15 protein-coding genes are annotated in these 20,802 nt (G+C 42.5%); all 15 read left to right on the forward strand.

Features of this window, described 5'->3' with window-relative positions; all coding sequences use genetic code 11:
* Positions 1 to 6 precede the first annotated feature (6 nt).
* The 15 genes from GSY63_RS03520 to GSY63_RS03590 all read left to right on the forward strand — a co-directional run bounded on the left by GSY63_RS03520 (position 7) and on the right by GSY63_RS03590 (position 20,800).
* Entirely contained in the window at positions 7 to 357 is a 351-nt protein-coding gene (locus GSY63_RS03520; RefSeq protein ID WP_166584441.1) for a helix-turn-helix domain-containing protein, read from the forward strand.
* 80 nt (positions 358 to 437) lie between these two features.
* Positions 438 to 3,272 (forward strand): TonB-dependent receptor, encoded by a 2,835-nt coding sequence (locus GSY63_RS03525; RefSeq protein WP_166584442.1) that lies wholly within the window; start codon positions 438 to 440, stop codon positions 3,270 to 3,272.
* A 115-nt stretch (positions 3,273 to 3,387) separates the two neighbouring features.
* On the forward strand, positions 3,388 to 4,755 hold the full coding sequence (locus tag GSY63_RS03530; protein ID WP_166584443.1) for a hypothetical protein: 1,368 nt from the start codon (positions 3,388 to 3,390) through the stop codon (positions 4,753 to 4,755).
* 186 nt (positions 4,756 to 4,941) lie between these two features.
* Positions 4,942 to 5,685 carry a dioxygenase family protein gene (locus GSY63_RS03535; RefSeq protein ID WP_166584444.1) on the forward strand — a complete coding sequence of 248 codons (744 nt, stop codon included), beginning with the start codon at positions 4,942 to 4,944 and terminating at the stop codon, positions 5,683 to 5,685.
* A gap of 72 nt (positions 5,686 to 5,757) precedes the next feature.
* Positions 5,758 to 6,270: a hypothetical protein gene (locus tag GSY63_RS03540; protein ID WP_166584445.1), complete on the forward strand. Its 513-nt coding sequence runs from the start codon at positions 5,758 to 5,760 to the stop codon at positions 6,268 to 6,270.
* Position 6,271: 1 nt separating this feature from the next.
* Positions 6,272 to 6,967, forward strand: coding sequence for a pirin family protein (locus GSY63_RS03545; RefSeq protein WP_166584446.1), 696 nt, complete (start codon positions 6,272 to 6,274; stop codon positions 6,965 to 6,967).
* Positions 6,968 to 7,384: 417 nt separating this feature from the next.
* Positions 7,385 to 10,567, forward strand: coding sequence for a SusC/RagA family TonB-linked outer membrane protein (locus GSY63_RS03550; protein ID WP_166584447.1), 3,183 nt, complete (start codon positions 7,385 to 7,387; stop codon positions 10,565 to 10,567).
* Between the two features lie 14 nt (positions 10,568 to 10,581).
* On the forward strand, positions 10,582 to 12,066 hold the full coding sequence (locus tag GSY63_RS03555; protein ID WP_166584448.1) for a RagB/SusD family nutrient uptake outer membrane protein: 1,485 nt from the start codon (positions 10,582 to 10,584) through the stop codon (positions 12,064 to 12,066).
* Positions 12,067 to 12,252: 186 nt separating this feature from the next.
* A complete protein-coding gene (locus GSY63_RS03560) occupies positions 12,253 to 13,500 on the forward strand; it encodes an efflux RND transporter periplasmic adaptor subunit (RefSeq protein ID WP_166584449.1) in 1,248 nt (415 codons plus the stop codon).
* 15 nt (positions 13,501 to 13,515) lie between these two features.
* Positions 13,516 to 14,973 (forward strand): TolC family protein, encoded by a 1,458-nt coding sequence (locus GSY63_RS03565; RefSeq protein WP_166584450.1) that lies wholly within the window; start codon positions 13,516 to 13,518, stop codon positions 14,971 to 14,973.
* Positions 14,974 to 14,995: 22 nt separating this feature from the next.
* Positions 14,996 to 15,661: an ABC transporter ATP-binding protein gene (locus GSY63_RS03570; RefSeq protein WP_166584451.1), complete on the forward strand. Its 666-nt coding sequence runs from the start codon at positions 14,996 to 14,998 to the stop codon at positions 15,659 to 15,661.
* A 21-nt stretch (positions 15,662 to 15,682) separates the two neighbouring features.
* Positions 15,683 to 16,915 (forward strand): ABC transporter permease, encoded by a 1,233-nt coding sequence (locus GSY63_RS03575; RefSeq protein WP_166584452.1) that lies wholly within the window; start codon positions 15,683 to 15,685, stop codon positions 16,913 to 16,915.
* Positions 16,916 to 16,941: 26 nt separating this feature from the next.
* Positions 16,942 to 18,126, forward strand: a complete 1,185-nt coding sequence (locus GSY63_RS03580; RefSeq protein ID WP_166584453.1) for an ABC transporter permease — start codon at positions 16,942 to 16,944, stop codon at positions 18,124 to 18,126.
* Between the two features lie 21 nt (positions 18,127 to 18,147).
* Positions 18,148 to 19,521 carry a sigma-54-dependent transcriptional regulator gene (locus GSY63_RS03585; protein WP_166584454.1) on the forward strand — a complete coding sequence of 458 codons (1,374 nt, stop codon included), beginning with the start codon at positions 18,148 to 18,150 and terminating at the stop codon, positions 19,519 to 19,521.
* A complete protein-coding gene (locus GSY63_RS03590) occupies positions 19,505 to 20,800 on the forward strand; it encodes a sensor histidine kinase (protein ID WP_166584455.1) in 1,296 nt (431 codons plus the stop codon). Before GSY63_RS03585 ends, GSY63_RS03590 begins: the two co-directional genes overlap by 17 nt.
* Positions 20,801 to 20,802 lie beyond the last annotated feature (2 nt).

Raw genomic sequence — 20,802 nt, forward strand, 5'->3', positions numbered from 1 at the left:
GATACAATGGCTAACAAACATATATTCACTTTTGGCGAGTTTATAAAACAACGTAGAAAAAGCAGCGAACTTTCGCAGACAGAACTGGCGGACAAATTAGGTATAGAACGTGCACATTTAAGCCGGATAGAAACCGGCAAAAAAAAGTTTAAGGTAGAAAAGCTGGAAAGCCTTGCTTTAGTACTGAGAATAGACCTCGCCGAACTTAAAAAGGAATTTTACAGCGATGTATTTGCCGAGCAGATCTGCATTCATAATTGCCCCGAAGGTGTGCTGGAAATAACGCGGCAAAAGATTGCCAATATCCGCTCATCTATAAATGGTTATTTGGTTGAACCATTGGTAACCATGGATTAAGAAACACTTGTTTTATTGGTAATGATAATTTATCGTTAAACGGTTTGGTGCAAAATATTTTTGCACCAAACTTTTTTAGCGTGAAAAAACTACTCCACATTTTTCTTTTCGTACAGCTTATAACACTGGGCATTAATACAGTAAAAGGACAATCAACAGGGAAAATATCTGGTAAAATTACCGACAAAAAAACAGGCGAAACCTTAATTGGTGCAACCGTATTGATACAAGGCAGCACTAAAGGCGCAGCCACTAACGTAAACGGTAACTACATATTAAGCGGGCTGGCGCCGGGCACCTATACCTTATTAGTAAGATATGTAGGTTATAGCACCAAATCTATAACCGAAGTTGCAGTTAAAGGTAACGAGGTTACAGCACTTAATGTGATACTGGAAGAAAGTGCAGGCAATGCCCTTAGCGAGGTTACTGTAACCGCAACTTACAAGCGCGAATCTGTAGCTGCATTGTATGCACAGCAGAAAAGCAATGTGCAGATAAGCGATGGTATCTCGGCAGATGTGATCAAACGTTCTCCCGACCGTAATACCGGGGAGGTGTTGAAACGCGTGAGCGGTACCACTATACAAGATGGCAAATTTGTAGTAGTACGTGGTTTGGCCGACAGGTATAACAGCAACTTGCTTAATAATGCTACTCTGCCTAGCACCGAGCCGGATAAAAAAGCTTTCTCGTTCGATATTATCCCGGCAACTTTTGTGGATAACATTGTGGTGTATAAGACAGCTACACCAAACCTGCCTGGCGATTTTGCCGGTGGCGCCATCAATACTATCACCAAAGATTTACCCGATAGCAAATTCTTAGATGCATCGGTTAGCATTGGGTACAATTCAAAAACAACATTTAAAAGCAATTTCATAGACCCGCAGCCACATGGTAGCTTAGACTTTTTGGGTTATGATGATGGTTCGCGTAAACTGCCCGATGCCTACAGCAATGTAAAATCTAACTATACGTCTGGCCAAACCAGCGCGCAGAAAATAGCTATCGCCCAGCAGTTTCCGAATACATTCGGTTACGAAACAGGCAAATTTAACCTCCCTAACGTGAGCTTACAGTTATCAATGGGTAATAGTAAAACTACCAAAAACGATAATCGCCTGGGTTATCTGTTTGCATTTAACTATCGTACCGCGCATCAGGTTACAGATGGTTACCGTACAGAGTATAACCCGTCTAACACGGGTACTGCCAATAATCTGATCAACTATCAATATGATCGCGAAAACTTCGCCAATACCAAAACCTTAGGTGCTATATTTAACCTGGCCTATGTATATGGTAAAAGCAAAATCGTTTGGCGCAACTTATACAACAACGATTTTACCATCAACTTTGAGCAAACTAATAATGCTTTAAATTACGAGGCCAGTAATGATGATCCGCTGAGATATCGCGGCTACTCTAACCAAACCACTCAAAATGGTTTATACTCTTCGGTATTGGAGGGTAAGCATACGCTGGGTAGCAAAAGCAACTGGATTGTGGATTGGAATGCTTCTTACGGTCTATCATATCGTAACCAACCCGATCAGCGTATCGTAACCATCTATACGCCATTAAACTCGCCGGAGTATATTTCACTTTCGAGCGAGAACAGCCCTAAGCCTAATGACCTGGGCCGTGTTTATTCAACCCTGCACGAGAATATTTTTGGCGGTGCAGCTAACCTTACCTATAAATTCAACTGGTTTAATAAAAATCAGCAGTTTAAAGCAGGGGGCTTAATTAATTACCGCGATCGTAATTTCTCTATCGATGCGTTGGGTTATGTAGACCAGGTGGGCTTTGGCAATAAATCGATACCATTTACCAATGGTGTAAATATCGATAACATATTTAGCCCTTCAAGCATCCAAACAAATGGTATCGCTTTGGCGCGCTTAGATCTAAGCTCTACCGACTATAAAGGCAAAGCCAATCTGGATGCCGGGTATTTGATGCTCGAGAATAACTTCAGCGATAAATTGCATTTAACCTGGGGTGCCCGTTTAGAATATTACGATCAGCAATTAAGGGCGACGGGTAAAAGTCAGCAGGATTATAAAAATACCGACGTATTGCCGTCTGCCAACTTAACTTACAACCTTACAGAGAAAACCAATCTGCGTTTATCATACTACAGTTCGGTTAATCGTCCCGAGTTTAGAGAGCTTGCCGATTACCAATATTACGACTATCAAAATAACTTTAACATCCGCGGTAACCCGAACCTGGTGCGCAGTACTATTAATAATGCCGATTTCAGGTTTGAGTACTATCCTTCAGGTGGCGAGATCTTATCTGCTTCGGTGTTCTATAAAAAGTTTAACAACCCGATTGAGCAGATCAACCTGGGGAATGATAACCTGTCGTTCGCCAATGCCAACAGCTCGCGCGATTACGGGGTGGAAATGGAAATACGCAAAAAGCTGAACTTTATTAGTGATGTTAATTTCCTCCGCAATCTTAGTCTGTATGTAAATGCATCATACATCAATGCTACGGTAAGCCTGAAAAACCGTAACGTGTCTACCCCGCTACAGGGTCAGTCGCCTTATATTATTAATAGCGGATTGTATTACACCACTGGTAGTGGTTTATCTGTAAGTGCCTTATATAACCGCAGTGGCGAGCGTTTGGCCTTCCGTGGTCAGGATGATGCCATTGATATTTATGAACGCCCGAGAGATGTGCTGGACTTCCAAATCGGCAAGACTTTAATGAACCGCCGCGCCGAATTGAAGCTTACCGTATCAGACATGCTGCACCAGGCAACCTCTCTGTACTATAACTACGGATCGCTTGATAAAACCGCGTTTAAAGCTGGTGAAGACAAGATTATCCAGAGCCGTTACGCCGGGTTTGGAACCTCATTATCATTCAAATACAATTTTGGTTCAACCAAATAACCATTGGTAACTATAGGGATACGATAAGTAAAGTGAATGGTAATTGTGTGTTAAACTACCGTTAACAGCATGCCGGCAACTTTGTAACGAGAAAATCAAAAACAGATTCATGTATATGAAAAAACAACTTCATTTTTTATTAGGGTGCGCCGTTGCAGCAGGCTTAGCTTCTTGTAGCAAAAGCAACAACGATACCCCGGTTACCCCGCCAACCAGCACCAATGTTGATGTGCGTGGTTCTATTACCACCAGCCAACACTGGACCAAAGACAAAACTTACCGTTTAAGAGGTTATGTGTATGTTGACGGTAACTCAACCCTGACCATTGATCCGGGAACTAAAATTGTAAGTAATAAAGATTCTGCAGGTGTATTGGTAATTTACAAAGGCAGCAAAATATCTGCTATCGGTACTGCTTCCGAGCCAATCGTTTTCACTTCTAACGAGACTGATAAAAAACCAGGCGACTTAGGCGGTTTGGTAATTGTTGGCCAGGCAATCGGTAACGGTAACCACTCTGTATTAGAAGGTGGTGTTGATGCTGCTCACCAGGCTTTTGGTGGTAATAATGATACTGATAACTCTGGTACTTTACAATATGTACGTATTGAGTATGGTGGCAAAGCTGTTAACCCGGGTGATGAGATCAACGGTTTAAGTATGTACGCCGTAGGTAGCGGTACTACTGTAGATCATATTGAAATTGTACGTGGTTTAGATGATGCTTTCGAATTCTTCGGCGGTTCGTTTAATGCTAAATACCTTATTGCTTACAACTGTGCTGATGATGACTTTGATATGGATGATGGATACCACGGTAAAATCCAGTTCGCGGTTTCTGTTAAAGACCCTGCATTTACTGACAATAAAGGTACTACCGGTGATATTTCAAACAACTTTGAGGTTGATAACACTACCGATGCAAAAGGTTACCTGAGCACTCCGGTTACTTCACCTACAATGTCAAACTTTACGGCTATCGGTCCTAACAATGCAACCGGCACATCAACTGATTATGGTTACGGTATGCGCTGGAGAAGAGGTTCTAAATTTATCTTAGCTAACTCCATTGTAATGGGTGGTCAAAAGGCAGGTTTAGATATCGATAACGATCCTACTGCTACTTTCTACATTAATGGCGAAAGTGGTTTCAGAAACAGCTTATTACACGCTGTAACTGCTACTTACAAAACTGATAAATTAACTTCTGTAGCATTTACCGACGTTACTTTAAAAACACTTGCAGAAGGCAGAGATGGTTCTAAATCATTTACTTCTGCTGCCGATATCGGTTTAACAGATCCGTTTAACAACGCTGCTCCTAACTTGTTACCAAAATCAGGTTCGGCTGCTATCACTAACGTTGCTAAGTTTGAAGGTACTGCATTATCTGATGCTTTCTTTACTAAAGTTGCTTACTTAGGCGCAGTTGACCCTGCAAGCGATTGGACCAAAGCTACCTGGGTATCTTGGAACAGATAGTCTGATATAGGTTTTAAGCTTTAATATATGAAGCCGGCTATTTTTAAAATAGCCGGCTTTTTTGTGCCCAAATGTTACTTAGTCGTTACAAAGCGTTGCTTAGTCGATACATGCTTTCTATCGCAGGTGTGTTGCCGTACTTTTAATTTAAGTAACCAAGCAAAACTTTACAAGGAGGATAATATCATGGAAAGAAAGAGGTTTTTACGCAGCCTGATGGTCGGAGCGGTATCCACAACGGTACTCGCAGGTGCCTGCAAAAAAGATTCGGATACGGTTGATGCATCGGGCAGCGGCACCACCACATCGGGTTCGAGCTCGGGTAGCAGCAGTAGTGGCAGTACAAGCGGCTGCAGTGTAATAGAAACCGAAACCGAAGGGCCATATCCCACACATACACCAGCATCGTACGTGCGCAGCGATATTACAGATGGGCGCAGCGGCTATAAGCTTACTGTTAAAATTAACGTTAATAACAGCAACAATAGTTGTAATGCATTGGCCAACGCGATAGTTGATATCTGGCATTGCGATGCCGAAGGTAACTACTCCGAATATGGGGGCAGCGGTTCTCAAAGCACCAACTATACGTCAGTGCACTTTCTTCGCGGCCGCCAAACTACAGATACCAATGGTTTGGTAACTTTTACTAGTATTTTTCCTGGTTGGTATACAGGTAGGGCCACCCATATCCATGTGCATATCTACAACTCTTCGGGCACGTCGCTGAAAATTACTCAAATAGCATTTCCCGAAACCACGGGCAGCGCATTACTAGCGGTAAATGGTTATTCGAAAGGGATGTCGGGTTATACTTACAACGCTAAAGATGGTGTATTTAGCGATGGCACCACTTTAGAAATGGCTACCGTTACCGGCAATACAACAGATGGCTTTGCGCTAGCCATCAGCATGAGCGTACCTGCTTAATCATCTATATAAACAGTTAATGGTTGAAGGCGTTGGAGAGTAATCTTCAGCGTCTTTCATTATTTATAGTATATGGCTAAAAGTGTTATTACCCTTTGTTATCGCAAAATTATCGACGGCAGCTGTACCAAGCCCTGGGATAAATTGGTTTTTGAAGCTTCTTATATGGAGTTTAAAATGCAGGCGCAAAATTTCAGCGCAGGTACTTCGTATAATTCTTATGCACAGTTGCTTGCTTCTGTGCCGAATGTAAATCGGTTGGCGGGGCTGGTTACACCTGCTATTACAGGTTACGTTAGCCAGTTAAATAATGTGATGCCAGATCTGTTGAATAACATCGGCAAGCGCTTCATTAAGTTCAACGATTTTCAGCTCGAAATCATCAACTCGGATATAAACGATAAAGCCAAACATCAGATAGCAGTAAATTTTTTCAGCGCACCACTTATTTGGCACAAAACCATAAGTAATTTGTTGTTGGTATCAGAGTTTAATAAAGAAGCGCAGCAGGAGGGAGGTTTAACTGGGAGTAATCTTTTTCAATTGCAGCCTTACGTAAATATAGTTACTATATCCCAATTGTAAAATGGCGGTACTTACACCCGGCAGAATATACCTTGCAGACCAGCGGGGTATAAAAGAGAACGCTGCTATAAAACAATTTAGTACATTTAATTACGGCACCTATCAAGACGATAGCCGTACGCCCTTTGGTAGGCTAAAGTTGGTAAACGATAGTGTGCTGGCTGCAGGCAGGTCGGTATTTATTGGCGGTAATACAGCATCGTATATTATACTCGTGCCCATCACTGGCGAATTGATTTTTAAAAATGCTTACGACCACCCGATTACGTTAAATGTGGGTAATATTTACGTAAGCTATTTACCCGAGGGAGGTTTCTTCGAACTCACTAATCCTTATGATACCGACTGGATCAATTTTCTGCACTTGCAAATCGTTTCAACCGAGGAGGTATTAGGCTCCGTGTCGGCCTTATACAGTTTCGACTTTGCAATTCATTCCGATGAGCTAATTCCGGTTATACATTCAGACAGTGGTTTGCCATTTTTGATTCAGATAGGGCAATTTAGCGGACGCTCCGAAGCGCTTTACCATTTAAAAGACGCTAAATCTAAAATATTTGCCTTTGTCATAGCCGGTGCCTTCGAAATGGAGGGACGTTTACTGCATCAGCGCGATTCCCTTGCGCTTTGGGATACTACCAGCACAGATATCGAAGCATTAAGCAATAATGCCGTGATATTGACCGTCGAGATCTGAAAATCCTTTCAATTTCCATTCATTTTATTCATTCTGATCGTCGCGGCAAGCATGTGTTTTGCTTTGTTATTTCGGATTTTGTATATTACAGATCGGTAAATTCTCAGTCAACGAATTTTCTCATTATTTGTTCGGATTTTTTTAAAAAAATACTCTATAAGTCAGTGTTTTTACAATTTTGATAGTTTGAATTCTTTAAAAATGCCATTTTTTAAGTGTTTTGTTTGTTAAATGGTGTAAAAAGTGAAATATTCTTAATGTTTTTCATTTCTTAATAAGAAAATGTTCTATTTTTTTAAATATTTTACCTGTTTGTAACTAAACTGTTAATTTATATATATCAAATTGTTAGTTTTTTTTTGTTTATTGCAATAAATAAGGTGTTCATTAACTTAATTAAACAAAACTTTTTGATGTATGAAGAGATTTCTACGTAATCTTTTGTGGGGATTAGTACTTGTAGGCTCAACAGCCTATGCCCAAACCCGCACAGTTACCGGTACCGTTGTTGGTAAAGACGACGGCCTTCCATTACCGGGAGTAAGTGTTGTTGTAAAAGGTTCTAAAACCGGTACCCAAACCGGCCCCGACGGATCTTATACCATTAAAGTTCCTCAAGGGGGCTCATTAGTATTCAGTTTTATCGGGTTTACCGCACAAACCCACGTTCCATCTGGCGAGCGGTTAAATGTAACTCTTGCTGGTGGCGCCAGTCAATTAAATGAAGTTGTGGTAATTGGTTACGGTAGCCAGGTAAAACGCGACAACAACGGTAGCATCAGCGCTGTAAAAGGTGCGGAAATTGCCGAAGCTCCGGTACAAAACTTCCAGCAGGCGCTGGGTGGCCGTGCATCGAGTGTGCAGGTTACTGTGCCAAGTGCTACGCTCAACCAAAACCCGGTTATCCGTATCCGCGGTATCAACTCGGTAGCTTTGAGTTCACAACCTTTATATGTAATAGATGGTGTGCCAAGCTTCGAGGGTAACCAAAACGGTGGTACTGCAGGTGGTGGTTCTCCACTGGGTAATCTTAACCCAGAGGATATCGAGAGCATCGATATTGCTAAAGATGCATCTGCAGGTGCTATTTATGGTAGCCGTGCTGCTAACGGTGTGATTTTCGTTACCACTAAAAAAGGTAAAAGAGGAAAAGCTGTAGTTACTATTGATAGCTGGATCGGTCAGAACAAGGTGTATAACCTGCCGCAGATGTTAAATGCACAACAGTACACTGATATCAAAAACGAAGCATTGCGTAATGCTGGCTTATATAATGCCAACACTACTTATTTCGCAACGCAAATCGGTGCCGACGGTCAGCCTGTTAATACAAACTGGTTCGATTATATCTACCGCACAGGTACTTCTTATAATACTACTGCAAGTATTTCTGGCGCAAGTGAATCTACTAACTACTATTTATCTGCCAACTGGGCAAAGCAAGACGGTATCTTAGCTAAAAACTCATTCGAAAAGAAAGGTATCTTAGCTAACATCGATCATAAAGCCAATAAATACATTAGCATTGGTGGTAAAATTGCTTACACAAATTCTCAAAACAAAGCAGCTACTGGTTCTGGTGCTCAGGATGATGGTTTCAGCATCACAGGTTTAGGCCGTATCGGTTTAGTTTCTCCTCCAAACGTATCTCCATACAATAACGATGGTAGCTACAACTTAAGCAGTAATACTTTAGGTATCCAGGCTAATAAAGGTGTTGCTTTCTCTTACTATAACATTATGCCTATCCTGGATCTTAACCGTTCTAACAACGAGTTAAACCAGATCAGCTCAAATGTTTATTTCCAGGTAAAGCCATTATCATGGTTAACATTGAAAACCACTTACGGTATCGATTATCTGTTAAGAGATGTTGATATTTATCAGAACCCAATTCAGGGTGATGGTGTAAGCGGCGGCGGTTCTGTAACCGATACTTACGCAAACCAAAAAAGATGGGTATGGGATAATACCTTACAAATCGACAAATCATTTGGCAAACACACTATCAATGCCGTATTTGGTAACGAGCAAGACCGTAGAACTGTAAGAGGTTTCGGTATTAACCGTACTGCGGTTTCGGATGCTGGCTTTAACACTGTACAAGCAGGTTGGGCAAACAATGCATCGTCTGGCTCTCTTTATCAGGATTTTTACCTGGTATCATTCTTCGGTCGTTTAAATTATGACTTCGACAAAAAATATTACATCAGTGGTACCCTCCGTCGTGACGATTATTCAGCATTTGGTCCAAGCAACAAAAAAGGTTACTTCCCAGGTGGTTCAGTAGGTTACGAGATCACCCGTGAAAAATTCTGGACTGAAATCGGTGCCGATAAAATTTTCAGCAGCTTTAAACTACGCGGTAGCTACGGTAAAGTAGGTAACGCTCAAGGTTTCGGTGCTTATGACTCTTATGGTTTATATGCCAATGGTCTTTACAACGGTAGTGCTACCTTGCAATTTAACCAGACAGGTAACCCTGACCTGAAATGGGAAACTATCTTCAAAACAGATATCGGCTTTAACTTCGGTATCCTTGGCGATAAGATCACAGGTGAGGTTGCTTATTACAAGAACAACATCAAAGACCTGATTTTCCAGGTTCCAACTATTCCATCTGCAGGTTTACCAACCAACCCATATGTAAACATTGGCAGCATGTACAACAAAGGTTTGGAGATCACGTTGAACGCTCGCGGTGTTAACACTAAAGATTTCAGCTGGTCACCATCTTTCAACATCAGCTTTAACCAAAACAAGCTTACTTCTATTGTACCGGGTATAACTAAATTAACCAACTCTACATCAGGTACCGAGGTAACTAACATTAACGAGGTTGGCCACTCTTTAGGTAGCTTATACATTGTACGTACCGCAGGTGTTGATCCTGCAACTGGTCGTCGTATTTTCGTAAATGCGTCAGGTCGTCAAGTTTTATACTATCCTACAGGTGCTATTCCAACCGGTCGTAACCAATGGGAATATTCAGATGGTACCCGTGCCCCAGCTATTACCCAGGCTGCAGACGCGGTTAACTATGCAAATACTGCTCCTAAAGTGTTAGGCGGTTTTAGCAACACCTTCCGTTACAAAGGTATCGACCTAAACGTATTGTTCACTTACCAATTAGGTTACTCTATTTACTACGGTACCCGTGCTGGTTTACATGATCAACGTTTCTGGAACAACTCAACCGATATCATAAGCGGTCGTTGGACTACACCAGGTCAAACCGGAGCTGACTTCGCTAAAATTGTTTACAACGATAACGTATCAAACGGTTCATCACTTCCTTTGGATATCAACGTATTCAGCGGTAACTTCGTGAAACTGAAAAGCTTAAATTTAGGTTACACTTTACCTAAAGACCTGGTTGGCAAAATTGGTTTATCAAACCTACGTTTCTATGCAAGTGCTTTCAACTTGTTCACAATCACCAAATACCCTGGTCCGGATCCTGAGATCTCTTCTAACAGCGGTAATGGTTCTGGCTCAACAGGCGCAAGTCTTGCAACTTCTAACAGCACCCAAGGTGTTGATAGAAACCAGCCAGGTTTGCAGAGAACATTCACTTTAGGGTTCAATGTTAAATTTTAATTAGCGATTCAAAAATGAAAAAGAAAATATTAGTAATTATGTTGGGGATGGTAGTTGGGTTCAACTACTCGTGTCAGAAAAGCCTTTTAGATCCAGTGAGCCAAACACAGGTTGCTGACCAAAACGGGCAGCCCTTCTCTACTTCAGCGCGTATCCAGAGCCAGGTATTGGCGCTGTATGCTAACTTGCGCAGCGGGCAGTTACAAGGTGGTAGGTTCCAGGTTTACAACGATGTAAAGGCCGATAACTGGATCAACCTTTCAAATAACCAGATCACTGCATCAAATACATGGTCTGCAAGCGTTAATACCACCAGTACCGAAGTATTAAATCTATGGTCGCAGGGATATTACACCATCAACTTATGTAACTTGTTTATTGATGGTATGGCTAAGTATGGCACACCAGTAGTTGGTTCGGCTCTGGCCGCTAACTATATTGCCGAAGCTAAGTTTATCCGTGCTATTTGCTATTACGATTTGCTACAGCTTTATGCACGCCCTTATGCAGATGGCAACGGTGCTAAACCAGGTTTACCTTTACGTTTAACCGGTTTGTCATCATATTCAGATCAATCATTAGCAAAAAGCTCGGTAGCCGATGTATATGCTCAAATTATTAAAGATTTGAACGATTCAGAAACCGGTTTGCCGTTAACTAATGGCTCGGCGTTAAATAATACGATTCGTGCACACCGCAACAGTGCTATCGCGTTTAAAACCCGTGTATACCTAACTATGGGTAAATATGCAGAGGTTATTACTGAAGCTAATAAAATTGTAAGTACAGCTGCGCCGTTCACAGCAACAACTGGGGTAGCAAACGCTTTACAATCTAACGTACTTAACGTGTTCCGTGCACCATATACTACAACTGAGTCTATATTCTCAGTTCCGTTTGTGGTATCAACCGAGCAGGTAGGTACCCAAAACGCTTTAGGTTACTATTACTATGCTAACGGTACTAACCCAGGTAACGCTGAGTTTTACTTAAACCCAGCTGGCGTAATAGCCGATGCAAACTGGAAAGCTACAGATGCACGCAGAACTAACTTTATCTATTTATCTACCATCGCTGCTAATAACACCAAATACTTCCTGGCTAAATGGAATGCACCAGGCCCTTACCTGGATTATGCACCGGTTATCCGTTATGCAGAAGTACTGTTAAACTTAGCAGAAGCACGTGCCCGTACAGCAGGTGTTGATGCACAAGCTTTAGCATTGTTAAACGCAGTGCGTCAGCGTTCTGATGCTACTACCACCTTCACTTCTGCAAGCGTAGGTAATGCAGCTGGTTTAATTGCAGCCATTATGCAAGAGCGTAATATCGAGTTCTTGGGCGAAGGTTTACGTAACATCGACTTTATGCGTACTCTGGGTACTATCCCTGCAAAATCAAACGTGCAGGCAATAGACCCAAGCAACCCGCAATACATTTGGCCATTATCAAATGATGAGTTGCTTTACAATACTTTAATTGGTGGTTCTAATAACTAAGAATCAGTAAACAAAATACTGTAATTGGAAAGCCTCCCGATTTATCGGGGGGCTTTTTTTATACCGTATCCAAACAGTTTGTCCGATACCGGACGTTTTTTTGTTTTAAAAATATCATAATAATTTAATAATCAATAATTTAACAACGGAATGCAGCTTGCAAAGCTATAGGCAAACAAGCTAAAAATGGATACAGAAATACCTGCCGAAGTAATATCACAAAGACGAAGAAAAAATGGTCTTATCATAATACTTTGCATTGCTTTGCTCCTCATCGCATTGTGGGGGGTAAGGGTAGTTTTTAAATCATCAGTAAGCCGCAGCGATATTAACATTGCCAGGGTAGAGGTTGGTAGCGTAGAAAATACCTTAAATGCTTCTGGCGAAGTATTACCCGAGTTTGAGGAGGTGATCACCAGTTCTATTAATGCTTCTGTAAAGAGCGCCATAATGGATGCAGGTACTAAAGTTAAGGCAGGCCAATCCATCCTGATCCTCGATAAATCGGCCACGGAGAATGAGTACACCAAACTTAAATTTCAGTTAGAGACCAAACGCAACGAGATCAGGAAACTCAAACTCGATCTGGATAAAAGCTTCTTCGATATCCAATCTAACAACGCCATTAAACAACTACGCATAGCCAACCTGCAGGATGCGGTAGAAAATGCCAAACGCCTTTACAAAGCAGGCGGTGGTACCCGCGAGGGTATTGAACAGGCTGAGCTAAACCTCAAGGTTGCCCAATTGGAAAAGAAGCAGTTAGAGAACGAGATTAAAAGCAAACAGCAAACCATGCAGGTTGAGGCAAAGGAGGGTGAAATTGCCGCAGCCATTCAGGAAAATGATCTGGCAGAGCTGGAACGCAAGCTGAAATTGGCCAATGTAGTGGCTACCCGCAATGGCGTAATTACCTATATCAATAAAAACATAGGAGCATCTGTTAAGGAAGGCGAAATTGTTGCCCGCATTGCCGATCTGGGGAGTTTTAAGGTGGCGGGTAGCATTTCCGATAATTACCTTTCCGAATTGCACGCCGGTATGCCTGCCATTGTGCGCTTTAATGATACTCAACTGCGCGGGCATATTGTAAATGTGTATCCGTCTGTACAAAATGGTGTGATAAGCTATGATGTTCAATTGGACGAACGGAATAACAAACAGCTTCGTCCTAATATGAAAGTGGACGTTTTTCTGGTTACCGCCGCGCACAGCCAGGTGATGCGCGTAGTCAACGGCCCCGCGTTTAAAGGTGTAGGCGCACAAGATGTTTTTGTAGTAAATGGCGATAAGGCCGAACGCCGTACCGTACATCTCGGCCTCAGCAATTTCGACTACGTAGAGATCAAAGACGGTTTAAGACCCGGCGATATGGTGATTAGTTCGGACATGAGCGAGTTTAAGAATGCTCAGGAACTCAGCATTAAAAATTAAGAGATAGTAAGTATCATGAAACCACTATACTACATCTTGTTTTTTATACTCTGCATAACATCGGTTAGTAATGCCGCCACGCCCGACACGCTGCGCCTAACCTTAACGCAGGTGATAGAGCTGGCGCGCAAAAACTCCATAGCCGCTAAACAGGCCATTGCCGTAAAGGAAACCAAATATTGGCAATGGCGCACCTATAAGTCAAATTACCAACCGCAACTATCATTAACCGGCATATTGCCTGGTTATAGTAAAACGTATACACAGGTGCAGCAGCCCAATGGTACGGTGTTGTTTCAGCCGATACATAATGATAATTCGAGTCTGCAACTGGATTTCAGCCAGACGATTACAGCTACTGGAGGTACTATTTATGGTACAACCAACCTACAGCGTTTTGATGATTTCGACCGCAATAATGTACTGTACAACGGGGTGCCTTATGCCGTAGGATTTAGTCAGCCGTTGTTTCAATACAATAGCCTCAAATGGGACAAAAGGATAGAACCGTTAAAGTATAATGAAAGTAAGCAGGCCTTTATAGAATCACAGGAGCAGATTGCTGTAACGGTTGAGGGGTATTTCTTCGATTTACTATTAGCACAGGTAAATCAGCAGGTGGCCGAAATAAATCTCACCAATACCCAGCAGATACTAAAAGTTGCCAAACTGAAATTTGAACTAGGCAAAGTTTCTAAAAACGAGATCCTGCAGTTACAACTCGAATTGCTAAACGCGCAAAAAGCGGTTGGCGTGGCTAAGCGTAATATCCAGATTGCAACGCTTACCCTGCGTAGTTACATGGGCTTTGATGGGGAAACCAATATTGCCTTGATTGTACCGGAGGAGATCAGCCGGATGGAGGTAAATACCGAAAAGGTTTTAGCGGAAGCCTTTGCCAATCGCTCGGATGCTATTGCATTTATGCGCCGCATAGCCGAGGCCCAGCGTGATGTGGCTAAGGCCAAAGGGCAAACGGGATTGACCGCCAGTTTAACAGCTAATTTAGGTTTCTCCAACAGTGCATCAAACATACCCGATGTTTACAAATCGCCGCAGAACCAACAGTTGTTGCAACTGCAATTCTCTATCCCGGTGTTGGACTGGGGTCGGAGTAAATCAAAAACCAAAACGGCCGAAGCCAACGAGCAATTTACCGTGTATGCCGTAGAGCAGGATAAGCAAACCTTTCGCCAACAGATTATTACCCAGGTAACGCTGTTTAATATGCTGAAAGAGCAGATTGCATCCAACGCGCAGGCCGACAGCATTGCCGGAGAAAAGTACCAGATAGCCCGCGAGCGTTACGTACTGGGCGACCTAAGTATCACTGACCTGAGCATCGCATTTCAGGAAAATGACCAGGCTAAGCGCGACTTTATTAATGCGCTGCGCGATTTCTGGGGCGCTTACTATCAGCTGCGTTACTTGTCGCTGTACGATTTTGAAAAGAACAAGAAAATAACTTATTAAAAAATACTATAATCAACCAATCATGATCAGTTTACAAAACATAGAAAAGGTTTACCGTACCACCAATATCGAAACTCTGGCGCTTAATAACATCAGCCTCGATATAGCTAAAGGCGAGTTTTTGTCTGTTATGGGGCCATCGGGTTGTGGCAAAAGTACGCTACTAAATATTATGGGCTTGCTGGATGCGCCGTCTCGCGGGCAGATTAAAATATCCGACCAAACCACCGATAATTTGAATGATAAGCAGCTGGCTAAATTTCGTAATCAAAAGTTGGGCTTTATATTTCAGAGCTATCATTTGATCAATGACCTGCAGGTGCTGGATAACGTGGAGCTACCCCTGCTATACCGCGACACCACCGCCAAAGAAAGACGCCAACTTGCTGCCGAAGCCTTAGAAAAAGTAGGACTGAGTAATCGCATGAAGCACTTCCCAACGCAGCTTTCGGGTGGGCAGCGGCAACGTGTGGCTATTGCCCGGGCCATTGTTGGTCGTCCCGAAATTATCCTGGCCGATGAGCCTACAGGTAACCTGGATAGTGCTATGGGTAACGAGATTATGGAGATCTTACTTCAGCTGAACCAAAACGACGGTACTACCATAGTAATGGTTACGCACGATGAGCATATGGCGCAAAAGACCCACCGTTTGGTACGTTTATTTGATGGTTCGCAAGTTTTATAAATCTGCCTAAACACTAAAGCCATGTTAAAAAACTACTTTAAAATAGCCATAGCGGTGTTGAGGCGCCGCAAGTTTTTCACCTTTATTAGCCTATTTGGTATCAGTTTTACACTAACCATTTTGATGGTAGCTACGGCTTTTATCGATAAAGTTGTTAATGATGACTATCCCGATAAAAAGCGCGATCGTTCGCTCTACATTTCGCACATGGAAATGGCAGGTAAGGATGCCATGAACTCTGCTGGCCTATCTTTTGGTTTTCTGGACCATTATGTTGGCCGCATGAAAACACCCGTGGCAGTGGCTATCTCGTCTAATTTTAATGCAACTAACACTTACGTAAACAATCGCAAAATTGTAATCAATTACAAATACACCAACGCAGCATACTGGGATGTGCTGGAGTATAAGTTTTTGGAGGGCAAGGCTTTTTCGAAGCAACAGGTAGCCAATGCCGAACGTGTTACAGTGATATCTGAGGATATGAAAAAAGAATACTTTGGCGATGATACCGGCCCTGTGGTAGGTAAATATTTGGAAGCCGACAATGTAAAATACCGCATTTGCGGAGTGGTTAAGAACATCCCCATAACTTGTTATTCGTTTTATGCCGATATCTATCTGCCTTATACCGTATCCAAAAACGATTTTGGAAATTATAATAACTACATGGGCGATTTTAACGGTGTTATTTTGGCTAAGAATACAGCAGATGTACCTAAAATGAAAAGGGAGTTTGATGCGATAATCCCCAAATTACCAATACCAGATAAGCAATACAACAAAATTTATAGCCATGCCGACACTTATTTGGAAGGTTACGTACGCACAGGCAATGAAACCAAATCAGGGATCCTATATGTTACGCTGGCCCTATCGTTATTCGCGCTGTTTGTAATGTTGCTGCCTACACTTAACCTGGTTAACATTAACGTTACGCGCATTATGGAGCGTTCGTCGGAGATTGGGGTGCGTAAGGCATTTGGCGCGTCGTCGCAAACATTGGTATACCAGTTTATTGTAGAGAACCTGATACTCACTTTTTTGGGTGGCCTTATTGGCGTAGTGCTGTCGCTTATAGCCATGTATTTTATTAACAATGCCAGACTTATAGCCAACCTCGAACTAACATTAAACTTCACGGTACTGGGCTATGCGCTGGCGATATGCATATTTTTCGGCTTGTTTTCGGGTGTGTACCCAGCCTGGCGCATGTCGAAACTTAACGTGGTAACGGCCTTAAAGGCTCAATAGATCGATCATTTTTAAATCAAGATATTATGTTAAAGCATTTATTTAAACTCATCTGGAACAAAAAGAAGCAGAACTCCCTGCTTATCGTCGAGATCCTGTTGTCGTTTATGGTGATGTTTGCGGTGTTTGCATTCGCTGTAAACTCGTATCAAAACTACGTAAAACCCATAGGTATTAAATACGAGCACGTATGGGTAATCAATTACAACAACACGCTTAAAACCCAAAATTCCGATTCGCTTACTATGTTTTATGAGGGCTTGCTTCGCAATATTAAAGCCATGCCACAGGTAGTAGATGCCGGTTTTTCGAGCACCAATGTGCCATTCTCGTCGGCTCACATGAGCGGTGGTATAACCGTTAATGGTAAGAGGATAACCTACGTTAATCAGTTCAATGTTGATGATAACTACCTTAACACGCTCGGTGCAACTATGCTTGAAGGACGTTGGTACAATAAGCAAGACGGTATTTCGAAAGAAAAAGTAACCGTAATTAACAACACTCTTAAAGAAAAGGCTTTTGGTAAGGGATCTGCCGTAGGTAAATACTTTAATGATTACGACAATAAGTTTAAAATCAAAGTAATAGGTGTGGTTAACGACATTAAGTTTGACGGTGATTACCAAACAGTAGGACTTAGCCAGTATAATCGCTTCGACACTTCAGCTTATCATTGGCTACAACGTATTTTGGTAAAGGTACAACCGAACGCCGACGCGGCATTTGAAAGCCGGCTGTATAAGTTTATGGCCAATCAAATGAAAAATTCCAACATCGAAATAGAGCATTTACCTAACAAGCTGGTAGCCTACAATAAGTTTACCTTGGTACCGCTTATTATTCTGTCTATTGTGGCTGCTTTCCTCATCATCAATGTTGCTTTGGGTATTTTCGGGGTGCTGTGGTATAATATTAACAAGCGCCGCGGCGAAATCGGGTTACGGAGGGCAATAGGGGCAAGCGGCAGTTCGGTATCATCGCAATTGGTGAGCGAGGCTTTGATATTGGCAACTTTCTCTCTCATCATCGGGACGTTTTTTGCGGTACAGTTTCCGTTGCTAAATGTATTCGACCTGTCGGCCGGGGTATATCTTACGGCTATTGGTTTTGCTTTAATATTTATTTATTTCATTGTACTGGTTTGCTCCCTGTATCCGGGTAAGCAGGCAGCGGCAATTTATCCGGCTGTTGCGTTACATGAAGAATAATTACGACCTTAACGCCTTGATATGATACTTGTCATAGATGACGATATTGCCGTACGTACCTCCCTCGTTTTACTTTTAAAAAACGAGGGTTACGGCGTTATAGCGGTAGCCACTCCTGTCGAAGCATTGTCGGCTATAAAGAAGCAAAAGCCCCAGCTCATTATTCTCGACCTTAACTTTTCTATTGGCACCACAGGCGAAGAGGGTATAGCCTTACTGGCTAAAATTAAACAGGTGGATACATCCATCCCCGTGATATTGATAACCGGCTGGGGCAGCATCGAACTGGCGGTGCAGGGGATGAAAATGGGCGCTAACGATTTTATTAACAAACCCTGGAGCAATGAGCATTTGTTGCAATCTGTTAGGACATTTTTAGACCTCGGCGATAATAAAAATCAGCAGCGTACACGTAAACAACTGGATACCCAGTATAACTTTCAGCAAATTATCGGGCACGATCCGCAGATGCTGGACATACTGGAAACCATTGGTCGCGTTGCCGGTACAGATGCTTCGATATTAATTATGGGCGAAAGCGGTACTGGCAAAGAATTAATTGCTGAGGCAATTCACCAAAACAGCAAGCGCCGTAATAAGCCATTTGTAAAAGTAAATTTGGGGGGAATATCCACATCGTTATTCGAGAGTGAAATGTTTGGCCATATCCGGGGGGCTTTTACCGACGCCCGGTTTGATAGGATGGGCCGGTTCGAAATGTCAAACAAAGGCACTATATTTTTAGATGAAATAGGCGATTTGGATGCGGGTAGTCAGGTTAAATTGCTGCGCGTATTGCAGGATCGTACCTACGAAGTGCTGGGCAGCAGCCGCACCAAAACTGTGGATGTGCGGGTGGTTTGTGCTACCAACAAAAACCTTAACGATATGGTTGCAAAAGCCAGTTTCAGGGAAGATTTGTTGTACCGCATCAACCTCATTACCATTTATCTGCCGGCCTTGCGCGAACGGGCGGGCGACATACCGTTGCTTGTCAATTACTTTATAAGCAACCTGAAAGAGATTTATAATCGTCCCGAGCTTTCTATAACGCCTGCGGCACTGAAATGGCTGCAGCAACTGCAACTACCAGGCAATATCCGTCAGTTAAAAAACCTGGTGGAGCGCGCAGTATTGGTTAGCAAAAAGGATAAGCTGGATATAGAAGATTTTCGGGCACAATTGGATAATTCGCCGGTTAAAAAGGATAGCAAACATCTGCCTGGAGTAGGTTCGCTCACGCTGGAGGAGATGGAAGTGGAGATGATTAAAAAGGCCATGGAATACCATAAACACAAGGTAACCAAAGCGGCACAGTCTTTAGGTTTAACCCGTAGCTCGTTGTACCGCAGGTTAGATAAATACCAAATACCTTACGATGAAGCTGAGGACTAAATATATCCTGTTTGTATTCATCCTGCACCTTACCACGCTGGTGCTTACTTACTTTATTTTTAAAGAAAATAAGATTCTGTTTTTGGTGGCCGAGGTGTTTGTGATCATATCCATCCTTATCTCGTGGAATTTATACATGCAGCTGATCCAACCGCTGAAATCTTTGATGGTAGGTATAGATGCCATCCGCGAGCGTGATTTTAATATCAAATTTTCGCCAACGGGCAAGTACGAAGTAGACCAGCTGATTGGTGTGTATAATCAAATGATAGATCAGCTTCGTACCGAACGTACCTTGCAAGAACAACAGCATTTTTTCCTCGAGAAGTTGATCTATACTTCGCCAACCGGTATTATTATTTTAGACTATGACGATCTGATTCAACAGGTTAACCCCAGGGCTTTGCAAATATTGGGCGTGGAGGACAACGCATTGATCGGCCACTCGTTAACCGATTCTAACAACGAATTGCTGGGGCATATTTTAGCGTTGAATTCGGGCGAGACCAGGATGATAAAATATGGTGGGGCTGCCACCTTCAAAATCCAAAAATCACACTTTGTAGACCGCGGCTTCCCACGAAATTTCGTAATGATCGAAGAATTGACGGCCGAGATACTAGCTGCAGAAAAGAACGTCTATGGCAAGGTGATCCGTATGATGGCCCACGAGGTGAACAATACCATTGGCCCGGTAAACTCCATTATGCAATCGACGTTAAAAACTGAGAGCCTCTGGACTGTGGATGATGATCTCTTAAAGGAAGCGCTGCAAATAGCCATTGACCGCAACCAAAACCTCAACCTGTTTATGCGCAACCTTGCCGACCTGGTAAAGCTGCCGCCACCTAATAAAAAACAACTGGAGCTACAGCACGTAGTTAAATCTGTGATGAAGCTGATGGAGATAAAGGCAAACGAAAACAATATCACGTTTACAACCAGCCTGCCGGAAACCCCTTTCTATATAATGGCCGATGAACAACAGCTAGAGCAGGCTTTAATTAATATTGTAAAAAACGCTATCGAAGCGATAGGAACGGATGGCCATATCGCTTGCATAATTAACCAAACCAAGAGGCAATTAACCATAACCGACACCGGTTCCGGAATCTCAGCCGAACAAAGCGAACAACTTTTTACCCCTTTCTACAGTACCAAAAAGGATGGGCAGGGAATAGGCCTTACTTTAGTGCGTGAGATATTAATGAATCACGGTTTCGAGTTTTCGTTGAAAACGATAGCAGAGAGACAAACGGAGTTTAGAGTGAAGGTTTGATC

The sequence above is a fragment of the Mucilaginibacter agri genome (genome assembly GCF_009928685.1).
GTDB classification, from domain to species: domain Bacteria; phylum Bacteroidota; class Bacteroidia; order Sphingobacteriales; family Sphingobacteriaceae; genus Mucilaginibacter; species Mucilaginibacter agri.